At 72.9% G+C, this 25,242-nt stretch carries 18 protein-coding genes; 7 read left to right on the forward strand and 11 right to left on the reverse strand.

Annotated features, from left to right (window positions below):
- Window positions 1-22: 22 nt before the first annotated feature.
- From RM590_RS18045 to RM590_RS18070, 6 genes are all read right to left on the reverse strand, one after another.
- Complete coding sequence (locus RM590_RS18045) at window positions 23-1,519, reverse strand: protein kinase domain-containing protein (protein ID WP_311705631.1); 1,497 nt, start codon at window positions 1,517-1,519, stop codon at window positions 23-25.
- A 115-nt stretch (window positions 1,520-1,634) separates the two neighbouring features.
- On the reverse strand, window positions 1,635-3,680 hold the full coding sequence (locus tag RM590_RS18050) for a hypothetical protein (RefSeq protein ID WP_311705632.1): 2,046 nt from the start codon (window positions 3,678-3,680) through the stop codon (window positions 1,635-1,637).
- 86 nt (window positions 3,681-3,766) lie between these two features.
- Complete coding sequence (locus RM590_RS18055) at window positions 3,767-5,170, reverse strand: CitMHS family transporter (RefSeq protein WP_311705633.1); 1,404 nt, start codon at window positions 5,168-5,170, stop codon at window positions 3,767-3,769.
- A gap of 132 nt (window positions 5,171-5,302) precedes the next feature.
- Window positions 5,303-5,995, reverse strand: a complete 693-nt coding sequence (locus RM590_RS18060) for a response regulator (protein ID WP_311705634.1) — start codon at window positions 5,993-5,995, stop codon at window positions 5,303-5,305.
- The gene (locus RM590_RS18065) at window positions 5,992-7,638 is read right to left on the reverse strand and encodes a sensor histidine kinase (RefSeq protein WP_311705635.1); all 1,647 of its coding nucleotides are present in this window, start codon (window positions 7,636-7,638) and stop codon (window positions 5,992-5,994) included. The genes RM590_RS18060 and RM590_RS18065 overlap by 4 nt, the downstream gene beginning before the upstream one ends.
- A gap of 103 nt (window positions 7,639-7,741) precedes the next feature.
- The gene (locus RM590_RS18070) at window positions 7,742-8,398 is read right to left on the reverse strand and encodes a TetR/AcrR family transcriptional regulator (RefSeq protein ID WP_311705636.1); all 657 of its coding nucleotides are present in this window, start codon (window positions 8,396-8,398) and stop codon (window positions 7,742-7,744) included.
- Between the two features lie 176 nt (window positions 8,399-8,574).
- Here RM590_RS18070 and RM590_RS18075 point away from each other — a divergent pair, with 176 nt between their 5' ends.
- Window positions 8,575-10,062 (forward strand): MFS transporter, encoded by a 1,488-nt coding sequence (locus tag RM590_RS18075; protein WP_311705637.1) that lies wholly within the window; start codon window positions 8,575-8,577, stop codon window positions 10,060-10,062.
- A gap of 255 nt (window positions 10,063-10,317) precedes the next feature.
- On the opposite strand, the gene RM590_RS18080 is transcribed toward RM590_RS18075, so the two are convergent.
- The 3 genes from RM590_RS18080 to RM590_RS18090 all read right to left on the reverse strand — a co-directional run bounded on the left by RM590_RS18080 (window position 10,318) and on the right by RM590_RS18090 (window position 12,691).
- The gene (locus tag RM590_RS18080; protein WP_311705638.1) at window positions 10,318-11,235 is read right to left on the reverse strand and encodes a cation diffusion facilitator family transporter; all 918 of its coding nucleotides are present in this window, start codon (window positions 11,233-11,235) and stop codon (window positions 10,318-10,320) included.
- Entirely contained in the window at window positions 11,235-11,645 is a 411-nt protein-coding gene (locus RM590_RS18085) for an ArsR/SmtB family transcription factor (protein ID WP_311705639.1), read from the reverse strand. Before RM590_RS18085 ends, RM590_RS18080 begins: the two co-directional genes overlap by 1 nt.
- A 110-nt stretch (window positions 11,646-11,755) precedes the next feature.
- Window positions 11,756-12,691: a hypothetical protein gene (locus tag RM590_RS18090; RefSeq protein WP_311705640.1), complete on the reverse strand. Its 936-nt coding sequence runs from the start codon at window positions 12,689-12,691 to the stop codon at window positions 11,756-11,758.
- Between the two features lie 142 nt (window positions 12,692-12,833).
- On the opposite strand from RM590_RS18090, the gene RM590_RS18095 reads away from it, so the two are divergent.
- Window positions 12,834-13,184 carry a hypothetical protein gene (locus tag RM590_RS18095; protein ID WP_311705641.1) on the forward strand — a complete coding sequence of 117 codons (351 nt, stop codon included), beginning with the start codon at window positions 12,834-12,836 and terminating at the stop codon, window positions 13,182-13,184.
- Window positions 13,185-13,188: 4 nt separating this feature from the next.
- Here RM590_RS18095 and RM590_RS18100 read toward each other — a convergent pair whose 3' ends face one another.
- Entirely contained in the window at window positions 13,189-17,316 is a 4,128-nt protein-coding gene (locus RM590_RS18100; protein WP_311705642.1) for an Ig-like domain-containing protein, read from the reverse strand.
- Between the two features lie 363 nt (window positions 17,317-17,679).
- Here RM590_RS18100 and RM590_RS18105 point away from each other — a divergent pair, with 363 nt between their 5' ends.
- Both RM590_RS18105 and RM590_RS18110 read left to right on the forward strand, forming a co-directional pair.
- Window positions 17,680-18,711, forward strand: coding sequence for a LacI family DNA-binding transcriptional regulator (locus RM590_RS18105; protein ID WP_311705643.1), 1,032 nt, complete (start codon window positions 17,680-17,682; stop codon window positions 18,709-18,711).
- Window positions 18,712-18,922: 211 nt separating this feature from the next.
- Complete coding sequence (locus RM590_RS18110) at window positions 18,923-21,073, forward strand: beta-L-arabinofuranosidase domain-containing protein (RefSeq protein ID WP_311705644.1); 2,151 nt, start codon at window positions 18,923-18,925, stop codon at window positions 21,071-21,073.
- Between the two features lie 58 nt (window positions 21,074-21,131).
- On the opposite strand, the gene RM590_RS18115 is transcribed toward RM590_RS18110, so the two are convergent.
- Window positions 21,132-22,844 (reverse strand): acyltransferase, encoded by a 1,713-nt coding sequence (locus RM590_RS18115; RefSeq protein ID WP_311705645.1) that lies wholly within the window; start codon window positions 22,842-22,844, stop codon window positions 21,132-21,134.
- A gap of 145 nt (window positions 22,845-22,989) precedes the next feature.
- Between RM590_RS18115 and RM590_RS18120 the strand changes: the two genes are divergently transcribed.
- The 3 genes from RM590_RS18120 to RM590_RS18130 all read left to right on the forward strand — a co-directional run bounded on the left by RM590_RS18120 (window position 22,990) and on the right by RM590_RS18130 (window position 25,239).
- A complete protein-coding gene (locus RM590_RS18120) occupies window positions 22,990-23,205 on the forward strand; it encodes a hypothetical protein (protein WP_311705646.1) in 216 nt (71 codons plus the stop codon).
- Between the two features lie 10 nt (window positions 23,206-23,215).
- A complete protein-coding gene (locus tag RM590_RS18125; protein WP_311705647.1) occupies window positions 23,216-24,250 on the forward strand; it encodes a cyanobactin maturation protease PatG family protein in 1,035 nt (344 codons plus the stop codon).
- 125 nt (window positions 24,251-24,375) lie between these two features.
- A complete protein-coding gene (locus RM590_RS18130; RefSeq protein WP_311705648.1) occupies window positions 24,376-25,239 on the forward strand; it encodes a S8 family serine peptidase in 864 nt (287 codons plus the stop codon).
- Window positions 25,240-25,242 lie beyond the last annotated feature (3 nt).

Below are 25,242 nucleotides of genomic sequence, written 5' to 3' on the forward strand. Positions count from 1 at the left end.
TGCCGACGCTCCCGTTGGCCTCTTAGCAGAGGATGCCCTCGCCGAGGGCCTGCCCGCGGTCGCCCCTCGGGAAGATGTCGGAGCGTTCCCACAGCTCCTCGCCCGTCTCGCCGTGCACCGCCCACCCGCCGTCGCACAGCACCAGATCGCCGGCCGGCACGAACCCGCCGTAGGGGGACGCGTCGAACGTCCAGCGGCTGTCGCCGGTGCGCGGGTCGATCCCGACGACCAGCCGGTCCTCGCCGGTGATCAGCAGGCCGCTGGGCCGGTGCACGTCCAGTTGCGTGCCGAGGGCGATCTCCCGCTGCCACCGGCGCTCGCCGCCGGCCGCGTCGAACGCGTGCAGCAAGTCGAACTCGTCGCGGTGCCGGGTCATGGCGAGCACGGTGCCGTCGATCACCGTGAAGTGCCTTTCCCCGCTGGCCCAGAGCCCGTTGAGGGGGGCCTCCCACAGGGGCTCGCCGCCGGCCAGGTCGACGGTGCAGAGCACCGCGTCATCTCGGTAGTCGTTGCCGCGGGCCACGTGGCAGCGCCCGTCGGCCACGATGACGTCGGAACCGGAGCTGTTCATCAGGTCGACGTCGCCGATGTTCCGCGACCAGGCGACCGGGTCCTTCCGGGGAGCGCCGGTCAGGTACAGCGCCGCCGGCCACCGCGAGCGCGGCGGGGCCCGCGCCGCGCAGCACAGCAGGTCGCGGCGCGTGGCGCCGGGTCGTCCGGCCGGCCGTGGCGCCGTCTGCGTGGTCGCCGCGCTGGTCGGTGCCGGCGAGGAGTTGCCGCGGGCCGTCGCGGGGGGCGGGGCCGGCCGCTGCTCGCCCGGGTCCGCGACGGTCGGGGTGTAACGCGCCGCCGTCCGGTCCAGGCCGTCGAGGCGGCGCAGTTCGTCGGCGAGCGCGGCGGCCGAGTCGTAGCGCTGGCCGGGGTCCTTCGCCAGCAGCCTGAGGACCAGGTTGTCCCAGGCGGCGGAGACGCCGGGCGCGACGCTGCTCGGCGCCGGAGGGGTGTCGTTCAAGTGCGCCGTGAGGTACCCGACGGTGTCCGGGGCGGTGAACGGCAGTTGCCCGGTGAGGAGTTCGAAGAGCAGACAGCCCAACGCGTACAGGTCGCTGCGCTGTTCGGGGCGGCCGCGCGCCTCGGCCAGCGCGTCGCAGATCTGCGCGCCCCACCGAGCGGCGTCCGCCTCGCCGGCCGGGCCGCGGCGGATGACGGCGTCCAGGCCCCGGGCTTGGAGCAGTTCCATGACCAGGAACGGCGTGGTTCCCTCGTCGGTGGCGGCCTCGCCGAGGTCGTGGACGGTCACGATGTGCGGGTGCTGGAGGACGGCCGTGATCCGCGCCTCCCGCAGGAAACGGGCGCGCGCCTCGTCGGCCCGGCTGCCGCCGCCCGCGAGGGCCGAGATCACCTTGACCGCGACCGGCCGCCGCAGACTCTCGTCGTGGGCCTCCCACACCTCCCCCATGCCGCCCTGTCCGAGCGGGCGCACCAGCCGGTAACGGTCAGCGAGTTTCCGGTCTTCCACGGCCCAAGTCCCGGAAAATGTATGGGTGTTCGGTCAGCAGGGCGCATCGTAGCCGCGCGACCCCGGCGGAGTGGGACCTTGCCGGGGCCGCGCGACTTCGTGTGGCGCCCGGCCGTCAGGCCGTGCGGTAGGCGTCGATCAGTGTCTGGGTGACCGTGTTGCCGTCGCGGTCACGGGCCTCGGCGCGGAAGGAGACCGTTCCGCCGGCCGGCGGATTGTCGACGTGAACGCGGCCGTTGCGGACCGGGGCCGGGGCCCAGGTCTCGCCCCGGTCGTAGGACACCTCGACGGCGAGCGAGGCCGCCGGCCCGGCGGTGCCGCGCGCGGTGACCGGGATCCGGACGCGCCGGTCGGCGGGTGAGGTGTTCTCCGGCGTCAGGTCGGGGGTGAAGTGGACGGCGCCGGACGGCAGTTGGACCGTTTCCCCGGCATCGGCCGGGCCCGAGGCGAACGCGTAGGACGCCGTGACCGCCGTGCCGGCCGTCGCGCCCGGGCGGGTGGCCTCGACGACCAGTTCGTACGCCGCCTCGTCGGCCGGCACGTCGAACGCGAACCAGTCGGCGGACTCGGTCGAGCGGGCGTACTCCTCGCCGTTCCGGTACAGCGTGACGCGCGCGCTGTCGGTCAGGCTGCTCCCGCCGTGGCCGGCGCCGTCGCCGAACGGGCTGGTGCCGCCGTGGATCACGTTGCCGGTGCGGAAGATCCCGTTGTCCCCGGCGTTCGGCGCGGGGCCGAACACGGCCGTGTTGAACGCCTCCCGGTAGCGGTGCCCGGCGCGGTACTCCCTGGCCTGCGAGCCGTGGACCGACTCCTCGCCGCCGTCGGGGCCCAACTGCCACAGCTCCTGGCTCCACCGGCCGGCGTCGGCCTGGACGAACACCTCGGTGACGCGCGGCAGTTCACGCGCCTGCGCGGCGGCGATCTCGACCAGCGACGACCTGGTGATCAACTGGCCGTGCCGGCCGTCGGCCCAGGCGCCCTGCCGGGTGGTGACGCGGGCCATGTCGCGCAGCGGCACACGCAGGTCGAGCCCGGTGTAGAACGAGTCCTCGGCGCGGTCGGCCAGGTGGTAGCGGCGGTCGCCGTTCTTCCACCAGGTGCTGGCGGTGGCGGACATCCGCCAGCCGTCGGCGACTTGGCCCAACTGCGCGGTGCGGTGTCCCCCGGGCGCGGCGGGATAGGCCCAGGTGGCGGCCATGCCGAAGTCGCCGTTCTCGGCCACGTATTCGTTGGCCAGGATGACGGACTCCTGCGTCGCGTCGTCGTCCGGGCCGGTCATGGTCACCGGCCGGGCGTCGGCGGCGTCGACGCGGACGGTGGTGTCGCCGGTGACGCGCACGTCGGGACGGATCAGCCAGTCGGAGCTCAGCAGGGTCGTGCCGTCCTCGGCCCACTCCAGGAACGTGACGTCCACCGCGTAACGTCCGGCCGGGACGCGGCCGGTGAGGGTGGTGCCGTCCGCGCTCACCGCCAGCTCGTAGAACTCGGCCCGGTCGAGGTTGGCGACGACGGTGGACGCGGGCACGGCCGGGCGCCCGTCGCGGCCGACGGGCTCGACCGTCAGGTCGACAAGCGGCTCCTCGCCGTCGGCGCGGGTGCCGGGAACGTCCTCGGCGGTGGCGTCCAGCGCGATCGACTCGATGCCGGGGGCGGCGGCCGGTGTCCCGTTCCGTCCGGCGGGGTCGGTCAGTGACTGCCATACCTCGGCGGCCCGTTCGGGCGTGATGGTCAGCTCTTCAAGCTCGTCGCCCTCGTGGGTGACGAGCAGCCGGAGGCCGTTGTCCGCCTCGCCGAGCGCGGTGACGTCGAACAGCCGCCGGTCCAGGACGTCGTCGGCCAGCAGCGGACGCACGTCCGCGGGCAGCGCCAGCGTGGCACCGGCCGTTTCGACGAACTGGACGGGTATGTGTTCCCGGCCCTGAGCCGGGATCAGGCCGGTGGTCTCTCCCGCCTCGTTCAGCACGACGCGGTCGCCGGTGACCAGGGTGACCAGGCGCTCCCCGGGCGCCTGCGCCGGCTGTCCGGGGGAGGCGGCCTGGGCACCGGCCGGACTGGCGGCGGCCCCGGGAGCGCTCGGCCCGACGGCGAGAGCCGCGGCCAGCACCGCGCAGGCGGCCAGGGCGGTCAGCCGGGGCGAGGGTGATCTGTGGTGCGAACGCATACCGGGTATATATCACGTATGGTGAACGAGGCCCCGAGGCCGGTGCCCGCGGCGGGTCATGGGCACCGGCACCGGCCCCGATGTCCTCAGATGATGCCCAGGAGCAGTCCCGCGCCGAGCACCACCAGGGAGACCAGTGCGGCCCATTTGACGGCGTATCGCGTGTGGTCGCCGAATTCGACCTTGGCCATACCCACCAGGACGTAGACCGCGGGCACAAGAGGGCTGGACATGTGCAGGGGCTGGCCGACGAGGGACGCCCGGGCGATTTCCGTCGAGGAAACCCCGTGCGCGGCGCCTGCTTCGGCGAGGATCGGGACGATGCCGAAATAGAAGCCGTCGTTGGACATGAAATAGGTGAGGGGGATGCTCAACAGGCCGGTGACCAGCTCCATATGCGGGCCGAGCCCGTCGGGAATGGCGTCCACGAGGCTCAGCGCCATGTTCTCGACCATGCCGGTTCCGGTGAGGACGCCGGTGAAGACGGCGGCGGCGAAAACCATGCCGGAGACGTTGAGGACATTCTCTGAATGGGCGGCGATCCGCGCCTTCTGGTCCTGCATGTTGGGGTAGTTGACGCTCAGGGCGATCGCGGCGCCGAGCAGGAAGAGCACCGGAATCGGCAGCGCCTGAAGGATCATCAGGGTGAGCAGGGCGGCGGTGAGGGCCGCGTTGAACCAGTAGAGCCGCGGGCGCAGGGTGGGCCGCCGCGGGTCCAGGCCGACGGCCTCCTCGGGGTCGTCGTCCCCGGGGCCGGCGCCGCCGGTCACCGGCTTGGGGGCGCCGCCGCTTTCGCCGCCCGCTTCGCCACCGGTTTCGGCCTGGAGAAGCGCCGCCGGCAGGGTCTCCCGGTCACCCGGGGTGTCCAGGGCCAGCGTGCCCAGCCGCCTGCGTTCCTTCAGTCCGAGCAGCCAGGCGAGGAGGAAAACGGCGACCAGGCCCACGGCGAGGGCCGGGATCATCGGCACGAAGATGTCACCGGCGTCGAGGCCCAGGGCGGTGGCGGCGCGGGCGGTCGGGCCGCCCCAGGGGAGGGTGTTCATGACGCCGTTGGCGGTGGCGGCCACGGCGGTCAGGATCAGCAGGTCCATCTTGAGCCGGCGGTACAGCGGCAGCATCGCGGAGACCGTGATCATGAACGTTGTCGAGCCGTCGCCGTCCAGCGAGACGATCGCCGCGAGCAACGCCGTTCCCACGACGATCCGCATCGGGTCGGCCTTGCAGAACCGCAGAATTCCCCGGACGATCGGGTCGAAAAGACCCACGTCGATCATGACGCCGAAATAGATGATCGCGAACATCAACATGGCGGCGGTGGGCGCCAGTTGTCCGATTCCGTCGATGACGTAGTCCCCGAGTTCCGCGCCCTGGCCGACGAGAACGCAGAACAACGCCGGTATCAAGATGAGCGCCCCGAGCGGGGACATCTTCTTCGTCATGATCAATGTCAGAAAAGTTGCGATCATGGCGAAGCCCATGAAAGTGATCATTCCGGCTACCTATCGCTCGCCCTTGAACCACGGTCCGCATGACCGTAGGTTCCGCCCGAACTGCGCGACAAGAGTCGGCGGCGTGGGAAATATGAGCAAAAGCCCAGTTCAAGGCGGTGTTGAGGCGCGCGGTCAGTGACCTCTGGCCCAGGCGTAGCGGTGTTCGGGGCGGCCGGCGTCGCCGTATTTGAGCGTGAGGCTGAGGCGGCCCACGCGTTCCAGATACTTCAGATAGCGCTGCGCGGTGGAACGGCTCACCCCCGCGCGCTGGGCGACCTCGTGCGCGGACAGCGGCGAGGTGGCCTCGTTCAGCACCTGGCGGATGAGGTCGGCCGTCAACGCGGAGTGCCCCTTGGGGAGTTCGGCGGGGGCCGCCTCGGGCGTCCGGAGCGCGCCGAACATGCGGTCCACCTGCTCCTGGGCCGCCTCGCCGTTGCCGCCGACGCCCGCGAGGGTGCGGCGCAGCGCAGCGTATCCCTCCAGCTTGGACCGCAGGCCGGAGAACTTGAACGGCTTGACCAGGTATTGCAGCACGCCGTACCGCATGGCCGCCCGGACGGTCTCCACGTCGCGGGCCGCGGTCACCATGATCACATCGGCCTGGTGGCCGAGCTGCCGGATCTGCCGCACCAGGCCCAGGCCCGTGCCGTCCGGCAGGTAGTGGTCGAGCAGCACGAGATCGACGCCGCCGCCCGCCAGTTCGGCCAGCGCCTCGTCGGAGCTGTGGGCCAGGGCGGCGACCCGGAAGCCCGGCACCTTGGCCACATAGGCCGCGTTGATCGCGGCGACGCGGGGGTCGTCCTCCACCACCAGTACGTCGATCACCGTGCCTCCCCGGCGGGGGTGAACCGGACCTCGCCGGCCCTGTCCTCGTTGTCCGGCGCCTCGTTCAGCGCCTCGGGCAGCACGACCGTGAACACCGCGCCGCCGCCCGCCCGTTCGGTCACCTCGACGGTGCCGCCGTGGCGCGTGGCGAGCCGCCGGACGAGGGCCAGACCGAGGCCCCGGCTGCGGTGGGCCGGCCGTTGCTTGGTCGACCAGCCCTCGGCGAAGACCTGGTCGCGCAGGCCGGGCGGCAGGCCCGGCCCGGTGTCGGAGACCCGCAGGACGGCGGTGGTCCCCTCGGCCCGCAGCTCCACCTCGGCGAAGGGGTCGGGGCGGCGGTGCGCGGCGGCGGCCTCCAGCGCGTTGTCGATCAGATTGCCCAGAACGGTCACCAGGTCGCGCGGGTCGGCCACCCGGTCGGGCAGCAGCGTCGCGGGGGAGACGCGCAGGGACACGCCGCGCTCCGCCGCGACGGCCGACTTGCCGACGAGCAGTGCCGAGAGCAGCGGGTCGCCCACCCGCTCACCGACCTGCTCGGCCGAGGCGCGCCGCGCGTCGGCCAGCTCGGCGACGTAGGCGACGGCCTCGTCGTGCATGTCCAGTTCGAGCAGCCCGAGCAGGGTGTGCAGGCGGTTGGCGTGCTCGTGGTCCTGGGCGCGCAGCGCGTCGAGCAGCCCCTGGGTGGAGTCCAGCTCGCGGCCGAGCAGCTCCAGTTCGGTGCGGTCGCGCAGCGTGGCCACGGCCCCGCCGTCGCCGGTCGGCATCCGGTTGGCTATCAGCACCCGGCCGCCGCTGACGGTCAGCAGGTCGGTCCCGGCGACCCGACCGGCCAGCAGGTCGGCCGTCCGGCCGGGCGGCAGCACCTCGCCCAGCGGGCGCCCGGTCACGTCGCCGTCCAGGCCCAGCAGCCGCCGCGCCTCGTCGTTGACCAGCCGGATCCGGCCCTGGGCGTCGATCGCCACGACGCCCTCGCGGATGCCGTGCAGCATCGCCTCGCGCTCGTCCAGCAGCGCGGAGATGTCGGCGAACGCGAGCCCGTGCGTGCCGCGCCGCAGCCTGCGCGAGGCGCCGATCGCGGCGAGGGCGCCCACGGCGAGGGCGGCGCCCGCGTACAGCAGCAGGCTCGGGACCACGCCGAGCAGCCGGTCGCGCACGCCGTCGTACGCGATGCCGACCGACACCGCGCCGACGATGTGCCCGTCGTCGCGCAGCGGCACCTTGGCCCGGGCGGAACGGCCCAGCGTGCCGTTGTCGATCTGCATGACCTCTTCGCCGGCGAGGACGCGGCCGGGGTCGGTGGAGACCCGCCCGCCGATCCGTTCGGGGTCGGTGTGCGACCAGCGGGTGCCGTGCGTGTCCATGATCACGATGTACAGCGCCCCGGTGCCCCGCCGGATCCGCTCGGCGGCGGCCTGCACGGGCCCGTCCGCCGCCGGCTCGGTGGCGAGCAGATCCCGGGTGGTGTCCGGGTCGGCGGCGGTGGTCTGGGCGATGGACAGCGCCCGCCGCATGGCCTGGTCGTCGAGCTGGTCACTGAGCGGCGCGAGGAAGAGGCCGGTGGCGAACACGGTGACCCCGGCGGTGATGGCGAGCTGCACCAGCAGCACCTGGGTGGAGACGCTGCGAGGCCACCGGATCCGCATGAATGGCCTCCTTCCGCCAAGTCCCCGTGTTGTTGAACGGCAACAAGCTAAACGGAATAATCCGCCCGCGAAAGGTGCCGGAGCTGTGCACTCCGGAGGCCGTTCATGAGCCCGGGGGGCGGCCGGAAGCGCTCCGGGGCCGTTGGGGGAGGCGAGGAAAAGAGTCCTGGCGTCCGCTGCCCGCCGGGACGCGCGCGGCGCGGATCACGTCCTCGGCGAAGGCGCGGGCGACGCCGGCGGCGCCCCGGGTGCCCAGGACCGCGCCGTTGGTGTTGAGGCCGTCGAGGATCAGCTCGACGCGGTCGGCCAGCTCGTCGGGGTCGGTGACGTCCGCCCGGCGGGCGATCGCGCGCAGATCGGCCTGCCGGGCCGCGTAGTGCTCGACGATGAACTGGTGCGCGGGGTGGTCCTCGTCCGGGAACTCGGCGAACGCGTTGCGCAGGGCGCACCCCCGGAAGGCGGGGTCGGCGGCCTCCTCCGCCAACGCGTCGACCAGCGCGAGCAGTTGGCCCGCCGGGTCGCCGTCGGCCGCCCGGGCGGCCCGGTCCAGGGCCTCCTGCCAGGACCGCGCGCAGCGCTCCAGGAAGGCCATGACCAGCTCGTCCTTGCTGCCGAACTCCCGGTAGAGCAGGTTCTTCCCGCAGTGGCAGTCGTCGATGATCTGCTGAAGGCCCACGGCGTGCACGCCGTGCTGGGCGAACAGCCGGGTCGCGGTCCGGAGCATGCGCTCCCGCGCCTCGGGATCGGGCTTCCGCGCCATCGCACACCTCCGTACCGGTTCTTCGCGACCCAAGGGTAGCGGACTGATCGGTCCGGCTGACGAGAACGCGGTTGACAGGGCGTCCCGCGCCTGCACAAGATACGGACTGATCGGTCCCGGACTGATCGGTCCGTTATTCATCTTCCATTCCGCTGCCTGTAGACGGGAGCCCCCCGGTGGCCACACCCCTGACCGAACAGCTTGCGGACGCGAGCCATTCCCCCGATCCCCATGCCCCGGCGGCCCCGGCCGCCGCGCCCGCGCCCCGCCAAACCCTGAGCGGACGCGCCTGGGGCATGCTCTTCGTCCTGTGCGGCGCGCTGTTCCTCGACGCGCTGGACGCCTCCATGAAGGGCGTGGCCCTCCCGTCCATCGGCGCCGACCTGGCCATGTCCACCAGCTCGCTCCAGTGGGTGGTCAGCGGCTATGTGCTGGGCTTCGGCGGCTTCCTGCTGCTGGGCGGCCGGGCGGCCGATCTGCTCGGGCGGCGGCGCGTCTTCCTCCTGGCACTGGCGACGTTCCTGGTCACCTCCGTGCTGGGCGGGCTGGCGCCCAATGGCGAACTCCTCGTCGCCGCCCGCTTCCTGACCGGCGTCAGCGCCGCGTTCACCGCCCCGGCGGGCCTGTCGATCATCACCACCAGCTTCGCCGAGGGGCCCGCGCGCAACAAGGCGCTGACCATCTACACGGCCACCGGCGCCTCCGGCTTCTCGCTCGGCCTGGTCGCCGGCGGCCTGCTCACCGAGGTGTCCTGGCGGTGGGTGTTCTTCGCCCCGGCGCTGGTCGCCGGCCTCACGCTGCTGGGCGGCCTGTGGCTGATCCCGCGCTCGAGCCGGCCGACCGGTCCCCGGCAGGGCTTCGACCTCGCCGGCGCGGTGAGCGTGACCGCCGCGATGCTGCTGCTGGTGTTCACCCTCATCCAGGCCCCCGAGGTCGGCTGGGGCTCGGCCCGCACCCTCGGCTCGCTGGTCGGGGTCGCCGCGCTGCTGGCGGCGTTCGTCGCGATCGAACGGCGCGCCGCCGCCCCGCTGGTGCGGCTGAGCCTGCTGCGCTCCGGCGCCGTGGTGCAGGCCAACGTCGGCGCGATGGCCCTGCTCGGCGCCTGGCTGGGCGCCCTGTTCATCCTCACCCTCTACATGCAGGACGTGCGCGGCTGGTCCGCGCTGACCACCGGCCTGGCGGTCGCCCCCAGCGGCGCGGTCGTCGTGCTGCTCGCGCCCCGGATCGTGGCACCGCTGGTGGCCCGGTTCGGCGCGCCGCGCGTCATCCTGGCCGGGCTCGTCGCCGCTTCGCTGGCCTATCTGGCGCTGCTGCCGCTGGACGGCGACTCGGCCTACGCGACCGGGATGCTGCCCGCGTTCCTGCTGGCCGGCCTCGCGTTCACCTTCGCCTACGGGCCGTTGAACATCCTGGCGACCAACGGCATCGCGGCGGAGGAGCAGGGCGTGGCCAGCGGCCTGGTGAACACCTCGTTCCAGTTCGGTGCCGCGCTGTCGCTGGCCGTCGTCACGGCCGTCCAGCGGGCCGGGGCCGGCGAGGGCCACTCGCCGGACGCGCTGCTGGAGGGGCTGAGCTCGGCCCTGTGGGTGCCGCTGGTGGTGTCGCTGCTCGGCGTCGCGGTGGTGGCCCCGGGCGTTCTGCGGCGCCGGAGCTCCGTTCGGTGAGTCTCCGGCGCAGACGAGGAACGGCCCCCGCTCCGGCGGGGGCCTGCTCGTTACCGCACGGCGGGGCGCCCCGCCCCGTGCGGGGAACGCGGGCCGCACGGTGCTTCCGTCGGGTTGCCCGCGCCGTGAGCCGGGCGAACGCCCCGGCGGCGGGTTGTTCGGACTGGCTCGGGGAGCGCGCGGCCTCGGTGCACGGCACCCGCCGGCCGCCCGCGCCGCCCGTTGTGGCCCCCGCGCCGCGCCGTCGGCGCCAGCTCACCAGCCGAGTTCGTCGCAGCCGTGGTGGTCGGTCGGCTCCACCTGGAGCGTCGCGTGGGCCACGCCGTGGCGCCGGCGCAGCACCTCCTGGGCGCGGTCCAGAACGGCGTGGTTGTCGGCCCGGTCGCGGGTGACCAGGTGGGCGGTGGCCACGGGCATGCCCGAGGTGAGCGTCCACAGGTGGAGGTCGTGAACGCCGGCGACGCCGTCGATGGCGGCCAGGTCCTCGGCCACGGCGTCCACGTTCATGCCCTCGGGGGCGTGCTGGCCCAGCACCGCGAGGACCTGGCGGCCCAGCGGCACGGCGCGGACGACGACGAAGGCGCCGATCGCCAGCGCGACGGCCGTGTCCCATCCCGGCCGCCCGGTGGCGGCGACCAGCCAGCCGGCCGCGATGACCCCGGCCGAACCGGCCGTGTCCGCGACCACCTCCAGATAGGCGCCCCGGACGTTGAGGCTGTCCTCGGCGCCGGCGCGCAGGAGCAGCAGCGCGACGACGTTGACCAGCAGGCCGAGCACGCCGACGATCAGCATCGGGCCGGTCGCCACCTCGGCGGTGGTGCCTATGCGCCCGATGGCCTGGACGACGATGTAGCCGGCGACGCCCAGCATCAGCAGGACGGCCAGGCCGGAGGCGAAGACCTCGGCGCGGTAGGAGCCGTAGGTGCGGCGGCCGGTCGCGTCGGGGCGGCCCGCGATGCGGGTGGCCACCAGGGCGGCGGCCAGCGTGACGACGTCGGCGGCCATGTGCCCGGCGTCGGAGAGCAGTGCCAGGGAGCCGGAGATCAGGCCGAAGGCCAGCTCGACGACGAAGTACGAGGCGATCAGGACGAACGAGACGGTGAGCCGCCACCGGTGCCGGCCGGTCGCGGAGGCCGTTCCGTGGGTGTGGCCGTGGGCGTGTCCGTGGCCCATCAGTGACCGCCTCCCCGCTCGGGGTGGATGGCCTCGGTGTGCTCGGAGTGGGCGACGGCCAGGTCCAGCAGCATCCGCACATGGGCGTCGGCCAGCCGGTAGTACGCCATCCGCCCGGCGCGACGCGCGGCGACCACGCGGTGGGCCCGCAGCAGCCGCAGGGCGTGCGAGGTCGCCGACTCGCTGAGCCCGGTCACCGCGGCGAGGTCGCACACGCACATCTCGCCCTCCAGCAGGGCGACCAGCAGCCGCAGCCGTCCGGGGTCCGACATCAGCCCGAAGACATCGGCGGTGTCGGCGAGTTCGGTGTCGGCGGGCATGCGGGCGCGCACCGCGTGCACGCGGTCGGCGTCCACGACGCGGACCGCGCAGCCGTCGGCCGACACCAGCCCGTCTGAAGGACTGTTCATACGTGCATGGTGGGGGCGGCCGGGCGCCGCTGTCAAAGGCTGCGGTGATGACCGTTGTCATCTCCATCCGCACCGCGTTGACCTGCGCCGATGCCGGTCGCCCCGGCCGCTCAGGCCGGCGGCTCGGGGGGCCGGCCCACGCGCAACCGGAACCGCTGCTCGCGGAACGCCTCGACGCGCCAGTGGTCCCGGCCCGCCTCCGGCGGGAAGCCGTGCTCATGGGGGTGCAGGAAGGTGTTCCCCTCGCCCTCCGGCTTGTCGGTCTCCGGGGCGCGAGGGCCCTCCGACAGGGAGTACGGGTCCTGGCGGACGCCGGTCACCTGCCAGCACACGGTGACCCCGGGCCGGTCGGTGGCGACGGTGAAACGGTTGTCCCGCACCTCCTCGGCCACCACCGCCTGGGCGAAGCCCCCGATGACGGTGAGCTGATAACGGATGTCCTTGTTCAACGCCTCGAAGTACCCCGGCAGTTCGACCACGGCCGAGCCCTCGGCGTCCGTCACCACCCGGCCGCTGTACACGTTGAGCCACTCCGGGGAGTGGACGAAGGAGTGCCGCAGATAGCGTTGCTGCGGGTCCAGCGGATGATCGATGCGGAACCCGCCGGCCGCCACGGTGAGGTTCTCGGTGACGTTCACCCGCCCGCTGAAGTAGCCGGCGTAGCCCGACTCGCTCTTGCCCCAGACGGCGAACGCGTTCGGCCCGTCGTCGGCCTCCCCGACGACGCCGTTCGCGTTCCCCTTGAGCGCCGCCCCGTACACGGCCGCCGCCGCCTGGTCGTCGTGCTCGGTGAGCCCGCCCACCCCGCAGAACCCCTCCCCGGCCACCCCCAGCTTGGGGGAGGACCCCGTCACTCCGGCCTCGACCCCATGCCCCCGGATGGCGATCCCCCGGCCCCGGGCGGCGACGGCGTACGCGGGCGTCTCCAGGCCCGGGTCACCGGAATTCTCCGCGTACAGCGTCGTCCTGGAATTGCCGGACACGAGCCCGGTCCCGTCCGCACCGGCGTCGTTGCCCGTGCCGAACCGCATCTGCCCCACGGTCATGGTCGCTCCTCACCGGGATATCGGAATAAGGGGTATAGCTCATATCGCCGACATTACGAACGACCTGCCCGAACGGGCCGCGTGTCGCACGAGCGCAGACGGCGCGTGGCCGCGTCCCGCCCCAGCGCCGTCAGGCACCGTCATGCTGCGCGACAGCCTCGACACCGAGCGTGTCCGGGCCGAGTACGACGCGGGGGCGCTGACCCTGCGGATCCCCATCGCGGAACGCGCCAGGCGGTGCTCGCGGTGCTCGCGGTGCTCGGCGAGCACGTCGCCGGCGAGGAACGCCGTGAGCTGGCGCGTCTCCTGCCCGTCGAGGCGGGGGAGATCCTCGCCGCGCGGCGCCCCGGCCGAAGCCCGCTGGGCGGCGGGCACCGTGCTCATCGCGGTGGGCGACCGCGCGGGCGGCGAGGTCAACGGCCGGATCCTCGCCGCCCTGCCGCGCGGTTACGCCCTGCTCTTCGGTCGCGCCGAGCTGACGCCCGCGGCCTGAGCCGTCAGGCCGGTGCGCGCACCGTCACCGTCGCGGTGGGCCGGATGCCGGTGCCCTCCGCCGTGCCGGTGACCGTGAACGTGCCCGGTTCCGCGTACCGGCCGGGGTCGATGTCCGGCCAGGTGACGGCGACGCGGCTGTCCCGGGAGCCGTCGTTGTAGGTCGCGACGACGGTGCCCGGCAGGTCCGGCGGGACGCCCGCCGGGGTGGTCACGCTCTCCTCGGCGATGCTCGTGATCTCCACGGCGTCGGTGACGCGGACCCAGACGGTGGCGGCGACGGGCAGTTGGGGCGACTCCGTGACGCCGGACACCCGCACGCTCGTGCCGCCCTGCCCGACCTGGTCCTCGGTGAGCGGCTCCCACTGAACGGCCGTGGCGGCCGTGGCGCCGTCCGCGTAGACCAGCGTGACCTGGTCCGGCAGTTGGGGAACGGTGCCCCGGGGCGTCGGGACGTGCACCTCGCGCACCCGCTCCGGCGGCTCGGCGTAGACCTTCCACTCCTGCACGCCCACGGCGAGGTTCGGCTGGCCGGTGAGCACCGCGCGCAGCCGGGTGGTGGTCACGGGGGCGAACTCGGTGGTGTTCCACGCGTCCGCGGCGACACCGAACTCGCTTGCGGACGGCACCCGTTGCCAGGCATCGCCGTCCCACCACTCGATGACCCAGGACGCGGGAACGCCCACGCCGTCCGCCGCGCCCGGCTCGGCGTCCCGGAAGAAGTACATGTCGGAGCCGTCGATCCGCACCGGCTCCGGCCAGGTGTACTCCACCCATTGCGTGCCCTTCTCCGGCCAGGAGCCCCAGCGCGGGCTGTCGGCCGAAGAGGCGGGCTCCCGGCCGTCGTTGATGGCCTCGATCGACTCCCAGCCGGAGGTGTGGGAGGCCGTCGGGGTCGCCGCCACCGCCACGTTGACCTGCTCGGCGGAGGTGCCGTCGGTGGTGATCCGGACCTCCTGGGCGGACCGCCGCTCACCGTCGTCCGCCGTCAGCCGCAGCGTGTAGGTGCCGGCCTCGGTGAACCGCACCCGGGTGGTGGGGGAATGGGGATCGTCGAAGAGGGCCGCGCCGTCCGGCGGGCCGGCCACCGTCTCCCAGGCGATGTCCAGTTGGCGTTCGGGCCGCGCGTCGTCCTTGACCACGCCGATCAACTGGGCGGCGCCGGGCAGGCTGACGGCCGGGTCGGGCCAGGCCCGCACATGCGGCGCCACGTTCGCGCCGCCCTCGCCGGTGCGAAACGCCTGTATCTCCTTCAGGCCACTTGAATGGCCCGGTTGATGGGTCAGCAGCACCCGGAGCCGGGTGGTGGTCACTTCCTGGAACCGCACCTCGTTCAGGTTGGCCCGGGGCACCGGGGGCGTTCTGTCCGCGGAGGAGACGTCCGCCCACTCGTCGCCGTCGAGGTACTGAACGGTGTACATGGCCGGTTCGGCGTACCCGCCGCGCCGTTTGTCGCTGGCGAAGTACAGCTTCACCTGGTCCACGGCGGTCGGCTCGTCGAAGTCCAGCTCGAACCAGTCCTCCCCGGATCCGGATCCGGCCGTGCCCCAGAACGGCTCGTTGATGGTGAAGCCGTCCACCGCGCCGGCCACGCCGTGGCCGTCGGCCTGGTGGGAGGCGCCGGGGGTGGCGTCCTCGACGAGGTCGCGGGCCGCGTCCCCGGTGGCGGTGAGGTCGCGCCCGGCCTTGGCGAAGACGTCGACGACCCGGTCGTCCGCGTCGAACGTGACCTCCTCCGGGGCGGCCAGCTCGGCCCGGGCGGTGGTGACGACCTCGCCGCCGCCGTCGGGGAAGGTGATCTCGCCGGTCTCGGGGGAGTAGACGAGGTGGGTGAGGCGGTCGACCGTGAACGCGAGCGTTCCGTCCAGGTAGACCGAGTAGCCCTCCGGCACGCCGGTGCCGTAGGGGCGTTCGCCGTCGCCCGGCTCGTCCCACACCACGGCCAGGTCGGTGCCCCGGTAGTTGATGTCCGTGACCGCGAAGTGCGGCCAGTCGATGTCGATCGGCCACAGCTCCACGCGGTCGTCGGACCGGGGCCGGAAGCCCATGGCGTCCTCGATCACCGTCCAGTTGGTGGTGCCGAGGATGGTGTGGTGGATCCAGGAGCGGTAGCCGATGTTCTGCGGGTCGGCGCTGCCGTCGGACCAGAACTCGTTCTGGTCGGGCCAGTTGTTGTCCCCGCCGATGTAGTGCGCCCACGCGTTCCAGGACAGCAGCTTGGCGTACCAGTCGTTGTCGATGTATTCGTTCGGGTAGTTGCGCAGCACGGACGACAGGAAGCGGAACGTCACGGTGGAGTTGATGACGGAGAAGTTGTTGCTGCCGGGGTGGCCCTGCTCGGCGGCCTCCGCCTTGTCCGCCTGATTGGCCGTGTAGAACGGGAAGACGGGGTACTCACCGGCGTCAGCCCACAGCCGCAGCGCCTCCAGGTACTGCGGGTCCTCCTCCGGGGTGGGCATCAGCCCGACGCTGTAGGGGTAGTAGTTGTTGATCTCCTTCCAGGGCACCAGCTCGCCGGACTCGACGTGGCGGTGCTTGAGCAGGCGATCCTCCGGGTCCCAGAGGTGGTCGAGCACGGCCTGGCGCACCCGGTCGGCGACGGCCCGCATCTCGGCCTCCTTGCCGGTGTCGCCGAGCAGCGCGTAGGCGTCGGCGGCGGCGAGCGCGTTGCTGTAGACGTAGGCGGACTCGGCGCGGTCCAGGTTGCCGGGGCGCCAGTCGAACGACACGGCGTCGGCGTCGTTGCCGGTCATCGCGCCCCAGTCGTACTCGATGAGGCCGTTGCCGTCGGTGTCGTAGGTGTCCAACTGGCCGCGCACATCGGCCTCGGCGTACCGGGCGAGGTTCTGCACGACACCGGCCGGGCCACCGTGCACCTGGTAGGAGTCCCAGGCCGCCTCGGAGAGGTACTGCGTGTAGCTGTTGGACCAGTTCTCCGGGTCGCCGGGGTTGTCGGTGTACCGGGAGTTGCGGGAGACCTCGCCGGCCGAGACCCAGGGGCCGTACGAATAGGCGGGATCCCGCAGGTACTTGAGGTCCTCGACGAACATGCCGGTGGTCAGGACGATGGAGTTGTTGTAGCCGAGGACGCCCTCCATGGACGTCGGGAACTGGTAGTCGCTGCCCGGGATGTCGGCGTCGAGGTAGTTGTAGCGCAGCAGCCACCAGCGGTAGTACAGCGTCTTCTCGATGTTGTCGTCGGGGATGTCGATGAACGGCAGGTTCTCCACCCACCAGCGGTTGTACTCCCGGACGTGGTCCCGGTGGGCGGCGTCCGGCGAGGCGGCGCGCACGGTGTCGTACGCCGGCCGCGAGTCGGTGATCTCGTCGGTGACGAAACCCAGTTGGACCTTGGCGGTGACCGTGCCGCCGGCCGGTACGGTCAGGGTGCCGGTCAGCGCGGTGCCCTCCGGGGCGAGGCCGTCGCCGGAAAGCCTCGGGTACAGCGTGGTGAGGTTGTTGCGGGCGGGGACCGTGCCCGTCAGCTCGTCGCCCTCCGCCGTGGTGGCGTACGGCGAGGCCGCGCGGACGGTCACCTCCCGCTGGCTTGAACCGCCATTTTCCAGCTCCAGCCGGGTCACCGCGACATTGGCGTCGGTGATGAACTTGGTCTGGACGACCCGCAGGCCGTTCGGTCCGGAGTACTCGCTGACCCACTGGCTGAGGGTCTGCACGCGCTCGTCGGTGTCCTCCTCCAGCGCGATCTCCTGACCGTTCACGCTCAGCGTGACGGTGTACGCGTCGCGGTCGTCGATGCTCTCCCAGTAGGCGACGCTGCCGGCGAACCCGAGCGGCGCCGGGTCGTGCTCCTTCATGAACACCGCGCGGCCCCGGGTGAACAGCCAGTCCCCGGCGGGATCGGGGCCGCGCCGGGCCAGCATCCGGTCGAGCCAGAAGTCGGTGCCGTCGCCGGCGGCGAGATCGGCCTCGTACTGGTCACCCAGGGTGTCGTGCACGGCGAAATCGGCCGGGAGTTCGGGGACCGGCTCGTCGGAGCCGTGGAAGACGGGATAGCCGATGGAGCCGTTGTCGGCGGTGGCGGGGGCGGCGCTCACGAGCGGACTCAGGAGCGCCAGGACGAGCGCTGCCGTCAGTGTCGCGGCGCGGCGCCCTCGTCCGGGCTGGGATCGCATGGCGTACCTCCTCGGTGGGGTTCGGCGGCGGGGGGCCGGATCCGCGTGGTGGCGGGCCCCCGGTGCGCCCGGGAGTGGCAGGGAACGAGAACGAGGCGAGTGTCCGCGCCGGTCGGCGCCAACGCAGTGCTGGTCTCAAGCAGTGCCGGCCTCAACGCAATACCGAAAACGCTTTCAGTGGAAAGTAGGGACGCGTCCAGCGAGCGTCAAGCCCTCGTGCCAAGGGGATCGTTGGTGAAGGGGAAACGGCAAAGGCAGGTGGCCTAAAGGCATTTCGGGCTCCGGTTTCGCTCTCCGGATACACTCGGCGACGGGGGAGCGGCGCGATCCCGCGCGCGCCCGGCGACCAGGAGGATGCACGCGATGGCACAGCCCGAGGCCCGTCCGTCCCGACCGCGCGCCGTGACGCTCAGCGATGTCGCGCGGCTGGCGGGCGTCTCCCCGGCCACCGCCTCCAAGGCGCTCAACGGCCGCAGCCAGGTGCGGGCCGAGACCCGGGAGCGCGTCATCGAGGCCGCCGAGCGGCTGGCGTTCCGCCCCAACCCGATGGCGCGCGGCCTGCTGGCTGGCCGGACGGGCACGGTCGGGCTGCTCACCAGCGACCTGGAGGGCCGCTTCAGCATCCCCATCCTGATGGGCGCCGAGGACGCCTTCGGCGTCGGCAAGGTGGCGGTCTTCCTGTGCGACGCCCGCGGCGACGCCATCCGGGAGCAGCACCACGTGCAGGCGCTCCTGGAGCGGCGCGTCGACGGCCTGATCGTGGTGGGCAGCCGCACCGATCCCCGGCCCTCGCTCGGCCGGGACCTGGCCGTGCCCGTCGTCTACGCCTACGCCCCCTCGCAGGACCCGGCGGACATCTCGATCGTGCAGGACAGCGTCGGCGCCGGCCGGCTGGCGGTCCAGCACCTGCTGGCCTGCGGCCGGACCCGGATCGCCCATGTCTCCGGCGACCCCGGCTATCTCGCCGCGCGGGAACGGGCCCAGGGCGCGGGGGAGGCGCTGGCCGGGGCGGGTCTGACGCCGGTCGGCGACACGCTGTTCGGCACCTGGTCCGAGGGCTGGGGGCGGGCCGCCGCCGGCCTGCTGCTCGACCGGCACCCGGAGCTGGACGCCATCCTGTGCGGGAACGACCAGATTGCGCGCGGCGTGGTGGAGACCCTGCGCGAGCGCGGCCGGCGGGTGCCGGAGGACGTCGCCGTCATGGGCTTCGACAACTGGGAGATCCTGACGTCCGGTTCCCGGCCGCCGCTGACCAGCGTCGACCTGAATCTGGAGGAGGTCGGCCGGGCGGCGGCGCGGGCGCTGTTCAGCGCCATCGAGGGCTCGCCCCGGTCCGGTGTGGAGACGCGGCCCTGCCGCGTGGTGATCCGGGGATCCACCGCGCCGCTGTCCTGACCGCCGCCCGTTCCGCCGGCGAGCCGCCCGGCCGTTCCCTGGGAAAAAGCCGCGTCCCGCACGAGGGTTGACCCTTCGCCGAGCGCGAACCTACCCTTTCCGAAAGCCTTTTCAGCCTTTTCGGGCATCCTTCACGCCCCCACTTCTCCTGCGTTTCCTCGCGCTGCCGCTGTTCACCACGCCGTCGGCCCGAAACCGAAGGAGCACCACCGTGCACGAGGATTTCTCCCGCCGGACCCTGCTCGGCCTCACCCTCGCCGCGGCCCCGTCGCTGGCCGTCGCTTCCGCCACCCCCGCCGCGTCCGCCGCCCGCCCGGCGGCCCCCGCAACGCCGGCCGGCGCGCTGCCGGCGCCGCCCAACTGGGCGGCCAGACCCTTCGCCCTGGACCAAGTCCGTCTGGAAAAAGGCGTGTTCAGCAGGAAACGCGACCTGATGCTGGAGTACCTCAGGGACTACCCGGCCGACCGGATCCTGGCGGTCTTCCGAGCGAACGCCGGCCTGGACACGCGCGGCGCCGAGCCGCCCGGCGGCTGGGAGACCGCCGACGGCAACCTGCGCGGCCACTACGCGGGCCACTTCGTGACCTGTGTGGCCCAGGCGTACGCCGGGGGCGCGGGCGACTCCCACCGCGAGAAGCTGGACTACCTGGTCGCGGCCCTCGGCGAGTGCCAGGACGCGCTGGCCGCGCGCGAGGGGCCCGACCGCCCCAGTCACCCCGGCTATCTGGCCGCCTACCCCGAGGACCAGTTCGTCCTGCTGGAGTCCTACACGACCTACCCGACGATCTGGGCGCCCTGGTACACCTGCCACAAGATCATGCGCGGCCTGCTGGACGCCCACACGCTGGCCGGCAACGAGCAGGCGCTGGACATTGTGACGCGGATGGGCGAGTGGGCGCACAGCAGGCTCTCCGTGCTGCCCAGGGAACAGCTCGACCGCATGTGGTCGCTGTACATCGCCGGCGAGTACGGCGGCATGAACGAGGTGATGGCGGATCTGCACGCCCTCACCGGCCGACGTGAATTCCTCGACACCGCCCGCTGTTTCGACAACACCCGCCTGATCGAGGACACCGCCGCCGGCCGGGACACCCTCACCGGCATCCACGCCAACCAGCACATCCCCCAATTCCTCGGCTACACCCGGGTCTTCGACCAGGACCCGGCGCGAGCGCACTACCTGGTCGCGGCCCGGAACTTCTGGTCCATGGTCGTCGACTCCCGCCTCTACAGCATCGGCGGCACCGGCAAGGGCGAGAAGTTCACTGCGCGGGACGCGATCGCCGGCACGCTCGGCGAGGACAACGCGGAGACCTGCGCGACGTACAACATGCTCAAGCTCACCCGGTCGCTGTTCCTCCACGAGCCGGACGCGGCCCACATGGACTACTACGAACGGGGCCTGTTCAACCAGATCCTGGGCTCCCGCGCCGACCGGCGCAGCACCTCGGAGCCGCTGGTCACCTACTTCATCGGCCAAGGACCGGGCGTCAGGCGGCAGTTCGGTAACACCGGGACCTGCTGCGGCGGCACCGGCATGGAGAATCACACCAAGTACCAGGAATCGGTGTACTTCCGGTCCGCCGACGACCGTGCCCTCTACGTGAACCTCTACCTCGCCTCGACGCTGCACTGGGCCGAGCGGGGCCTGGTGATCCGGCAGCGCACCCGGTTCCCGGAGGAGCCGGGCAGCACCCTGACCGTCGAGGGCGGCGGCGAACTCGACATCCGGCTGCGGGTGCCCGCCTGGGCCGCCAACGGGTTCACGGTGGAGATCAACGGCGTCGTTCAAGATGTGCCGGCCGCGCCCGGCACCTACGTCTCGCTCACCAGGCACTGGTCGGACGGCGACGTGATCGGCGTGTCGATGCCGTTCGCGCTGCGCGTCGAGCGGACCCCGGACGACCCTGCCGTGCAGTCCCTCTTCTACGGGCCGGTCCTGCTCGTCGTCCGCGATCCGGCCGACACCTTCCGGGAGTTCTCCTTCTACCGCGACTTCACGATGCGCGGGGATCTCGCGGACGCGGTGCGGCCCGCCGGGGCACCGCTGCACTTCACCACGCACGGCCGGACGCTGGCGCCGTTCCACCTCGGCGACGACGGGCCTTTCCACGCCTATTTCAAGCGGTCGGAGCCGGTGATCGCCTTCCGCGGCGCCGACTCGGGGGTGCCCAACCGGGCGCGCGAGGACGGCGTCACGTTCCTGGACCGGCTGTGGGGCGGGGCCCCGTTCGGTGACCACGCGGAGTTCCGCCGGGCGGTGCGGGCCGCCGGTGACGAGTGGCGCGGCCTGGGACTGCTCTCCGGCGCGGAACTGCGCCGCGTCACGGCCGCGGCGGACCGGGCGCGGCTGTCGGGCTGACCGCCGTCACCCGGCCCCTCCGGCGCGCGGCCCGCACCGTGCGCCGGAGGGAGGCGGTTCAGCGGATGTCGACGGCCGGTTCCGGGCGGTGGACGCCCCGGGGGCGATAGTCCAGGGACTCGGCGACGCCCGCCAGATCCGCGATGTACCAGAGCGTGGCGAGCCACATCTCGGTGCCCTGGAGGCCGGGCCGGTCGGCGGCCCCGGCCGGCCCGCTCAACGCCGGGAAGCGGAACGGGAATCCCTCGCCGTCCACCCACTGCTCGGCCACCAGCGGAAGCTGCGCCAGGGCCCAGTCGGCGACCTCGTCCCGGCGGTGCGCCGTGTGCCGGCCCGCCAGCCACAGCGGGTGGGCCACATCGAGGACGTTGCAGGCCGTGGTGCGGCCCGGGCCGAAGTGCCGCTCGTCGGCGGCGTGCGTGAGCACCGTGTCGACGACCCGCTCCGGGTACGGCAGCGCCACCCCGAACTGGGCGAACGAGCCGCGCGTCGCCCGGTAGTAGCCGTTGACGGGCTGGAGCAGCCCGTCGGCGGGCCGCAGTTCGGACCACATCCCGTTGTCCGGGCGGCACCGGGTGAGCAGCCAGCCCAGGAACGTGTCCAACGCCAGCCGGGTGCCCGGGACTTCGTGGCGCAGGTTCCACAACAGCGCGGTGCCCAGGGTGTCCGCCCCGGCCCCGGCCGCCCAGCCGCCGGTGCGCCAGGGCTGCTCGGCGAGCGTGGCCGCGAGGTCCGCGGGCGTCATCTCGCCGACCACGCGCACCGGGTGCTCGAACCGGGAGCCGAGCAGGTCCAGGGCGTAGCCCAGGCTCAGCACGTGATAGAGCGCGCCGCCCTCCCAGCGCCGGTCCGGGGCCGGGCCGTGCCGCCCGTCCGCGTCCAGCGGCGGCGTCAGCCCGGTGGCCGGGTCCTGGTTCTGCCGCAGCCGCCGCACATGCTCGGCCGGGGTGAGCTGCGGGGGAGCGGCGTCGCCCAGCAGGAACGAGATCTCCACCGCGTCGGCGTGCGCGCGCAGCGTGGGTGCCGCGCCGGGCGCGTCCGTGAACCGGCCGGTGGGCGTGCCGTCCGGCGCCGTCGCGCCGGGTTCCCAGCAGCGGGCGACGACCGCGTCCCGCTGGGCGCGGGCGCGGGCCGCGAGCTCGGCCAGCGGCCCGGCCGCGGCGGCCCGGCGAGAGGCGGCGGCCGGCCGCTTCGGGGCGCGGCGGTCGCGGATCACCCGGGCCGGGTTCCCGGCGACGACGGCCCACGCGGGAACGTCGCGGGTCACCACGGAGCCCGCGCCGACCACCGCGTGGTCGCCGATCGTGACGCCGTCCACCACGACCACGTTCGAGCCGATCCAGACGTCGTCCCCGATCGTGATGCCGCGTTCGGTGGTGGGCTGCTTGAACACCGGACGGTCCGGGTCCATCGAGTGGTTGAACCCGAGCAGTGAGGTGTGCGCGCCGATCCGCACGCCGTCGCCCAGCGTCACCGTGCCACGCACCACGGTGAACGGGTTGACCGTGCAGTCGTCGCCGGCCCGGATGGTGCCGGTCACATAGGCGTGCGCGGCGATGTAGCAGTCGCTGCCCAGCGTGAACTCGGTGGGGCTGACCATTGCCAGCTCCGAGATGAACGTGCGCTTTCCGATGGCGCCGCCGGTCCGGCGTATCAGCGCCTCCTGCCGCGCCTGCTGCGCCGCTATCCGTTCCTCGTCGGCGCCCTCCGGGAAGAGCCAGCCGTTGTAGTCGAGGAGCTTGGGGTCGTCGTCGGCCGGGGTGGTGGTCATGCGGGATTCCTTCTTGACGGTGCGGTCTGCCGGGTGGCTCGGTCGGGCGGTCGTGTGTCGGCGACCAGGAAAGCACGGCCGCCGCGTCATCCGACCGGGGGCGGTCGAGATGCGTGCCACCGGACCCCGGTGGAGACTCAGGGCCATGAAGGACGACGCGGAACCGGCCCCGGCGGCGGCCGGGAGAGAGCCGCGGCGGGTGCGGATTCCCGGATTCGTCTCGGACGAGGACATCGGCCTCGGCGATCTCGTGAAACGCGCGACGCACCGCATGGGAATCAAGCCCTGCGGAGTGTGCGAGGAACGGGCCCGGGCGCTGAACCGGCGCATCGCCTTCACTGGCCGGCGCGGCAGGAAGTAGGGCGTTGCGGATGGGTCTTGAAACGGGCCTCGACACGGCATGCGACACGGAATTCGATACCGAACTCGACACGGGCCTCGACAGGGAACGGGAAACGGACCCCGGTGCAGGGCCAGCGGCGGACCTTGAAACGGTCCGGGAAAGCTGGGAAAGCCGGGAAATCCAGGAGAGCGGACGCCAGGAGGCCCGGGCCCACCCCGCGGGCGAGGAGAGCTCCTGCGGTTGCGGCGGCGGGCACGGCCCCGAGGAACCGGCGGCCCCGCGCCGCCCGGGATATGTGTACGCGCTGGGCCGCGTTCAGGTGCGCTTTCCGAGCCTGGGCGTCGAGAAGGAGTTCGCCCAGAGCGTCGGCCGGGCCGACACGGCGGGCCTGACCGACCGGCAGGCGCTGCACGCCGTGCTGTCCCGTCCCGAAAACCGTTATTTGGTACGGCAGTTGTGCTTCGTGCTCACCATCGAGGGCATGGAGACGTATCTGCTCAAGCCGCGTTACCCCGACGACTACGACCGGCTGGTGGAGGCGATCCGCCCCACCCCGAAGTCCGGCGACCTGGACGTGGTCATCGGGCGGCGTGGCCACATCGCGCCCGCCGACGACTGCAACGGGCTGATGATTCCCGTCGTTCACTTCGAGCAGATCTACTCGTTCGACACGGACGAACTCGTCGGCGCGCTCCAGAAACCGGACGGCATGCCGGAGGAGCAGTTCGAGTCGGCCGCCCGTGAACTGCTCGACAGAATCATGCAGATGGCCGACAACGCCGGCATGGAGGACGGGCACCGCGTGCTCAACTACCTCATCACCCGGTACGCCGACATCTACACCAAGGCGGTCGAGTACTTCGCCCGCGACTACTCGCTGTCCGGCATCGACATCCGCCCGTCCCGCCTCAGCGGCGCGCGGACCATCGTGGACGTCATCTTCTCGTTCACCCACCGCAGGACCGACGTCACCGAGAAGCAGTTCGTGCGGACGGACGCGACGGAGATGCTCCTCTTCATCGTGACCAAGCTGTCCCCCTACTTCGACCGGCCGCACATCTAGGCCGCCCCCGGAGAACGGGTCGCTGTTCTGCCAGGAGGTCTGCCATGAGGACGGCACCGTCGTGTCAACCGGCTCGCGGTACGGCTGCGGGCTGTGCCGACGACGGGCGCCGCCCCCTCGAACTGGTGCGGCTGCCGCCCCTGATGGCGGTGACCGCCGGCCGTTCCGGCATCGCGGTGGCGCTGATCGACGGCCCGGTGGCCGTCGATCATCCACGGCTGGCCGCCCACGCGCTGCGCCCGCTGGGGCCGCCGCGGGCGCAGCGCTGCGGCGGGGGCGCCGACCGGGCCTGCGGGCACGGCACGTTCGTCGCCGGGATCCTCGCCGGTGCGCGGGGCGCCGGAGCGCCCGGCGTGTGCGCCGGGTGCACGCTGCTGGTGCGCCCGGTGTTCGGCGCCGCGCCCGCCGCGCCGGGCGACGTTCCCGGCGTCCGGCCACAGGAGTTGGCCGCCGCGATCACCGAGGTGGTCGATGCCGGAGCGCACGTCATCAACCTCAGCCTGGCACTCACCCCGCACCCCGAGGGCGCGGGCGTGCGCGCGCTTGAGGCGGCGCTCGACGGCGCCGCGCGCCGGGGCGTGATCACCGTGGTGGCGGCGGGGAACGACGGCACGCTCGGCGGCTCGGCGCTGACCCGGCACCCGGCCACCATCCCGGTGGTCGCCTGCGACACGGCCGGACGGCCGCTGGACTCCGCCAATCTGGGCCGGTCGATCGGGGCGCGCGGGCTGTGCGCGCCGGGCGCGGGCGTCACCAGCCTCAGCGCGGGCGGCGGTTGCCGCGCGCTCGCCGGGACCAGCGTCGCGGTGCCGTTCGTCGCGGGTGCGGCGGCGCTGCTGCGGTCGGAGTTCCCCCGGGCGTCCGGCCCCCGGGTGCGGCACGCCCTGGTCGCCGCCGCCGGCCCGGCCGCCCGGCGAGGCGCGGTGACCCCGCCGCTGCTGGACGCCTGGGCCGCCCACCGGATGCTCAAACGATCGCTCGGATCGTGACCG

The organism is Streptomyces litchfieldiae (assembly GCF_031845365.1).
GTDB classification, from domain to species: Bacteria; Actinomycetota; Actinomycetes; order Streptomycetales; family Streptomycetaceae; genus Streptomyces; species Streptomyces litchfieldiae.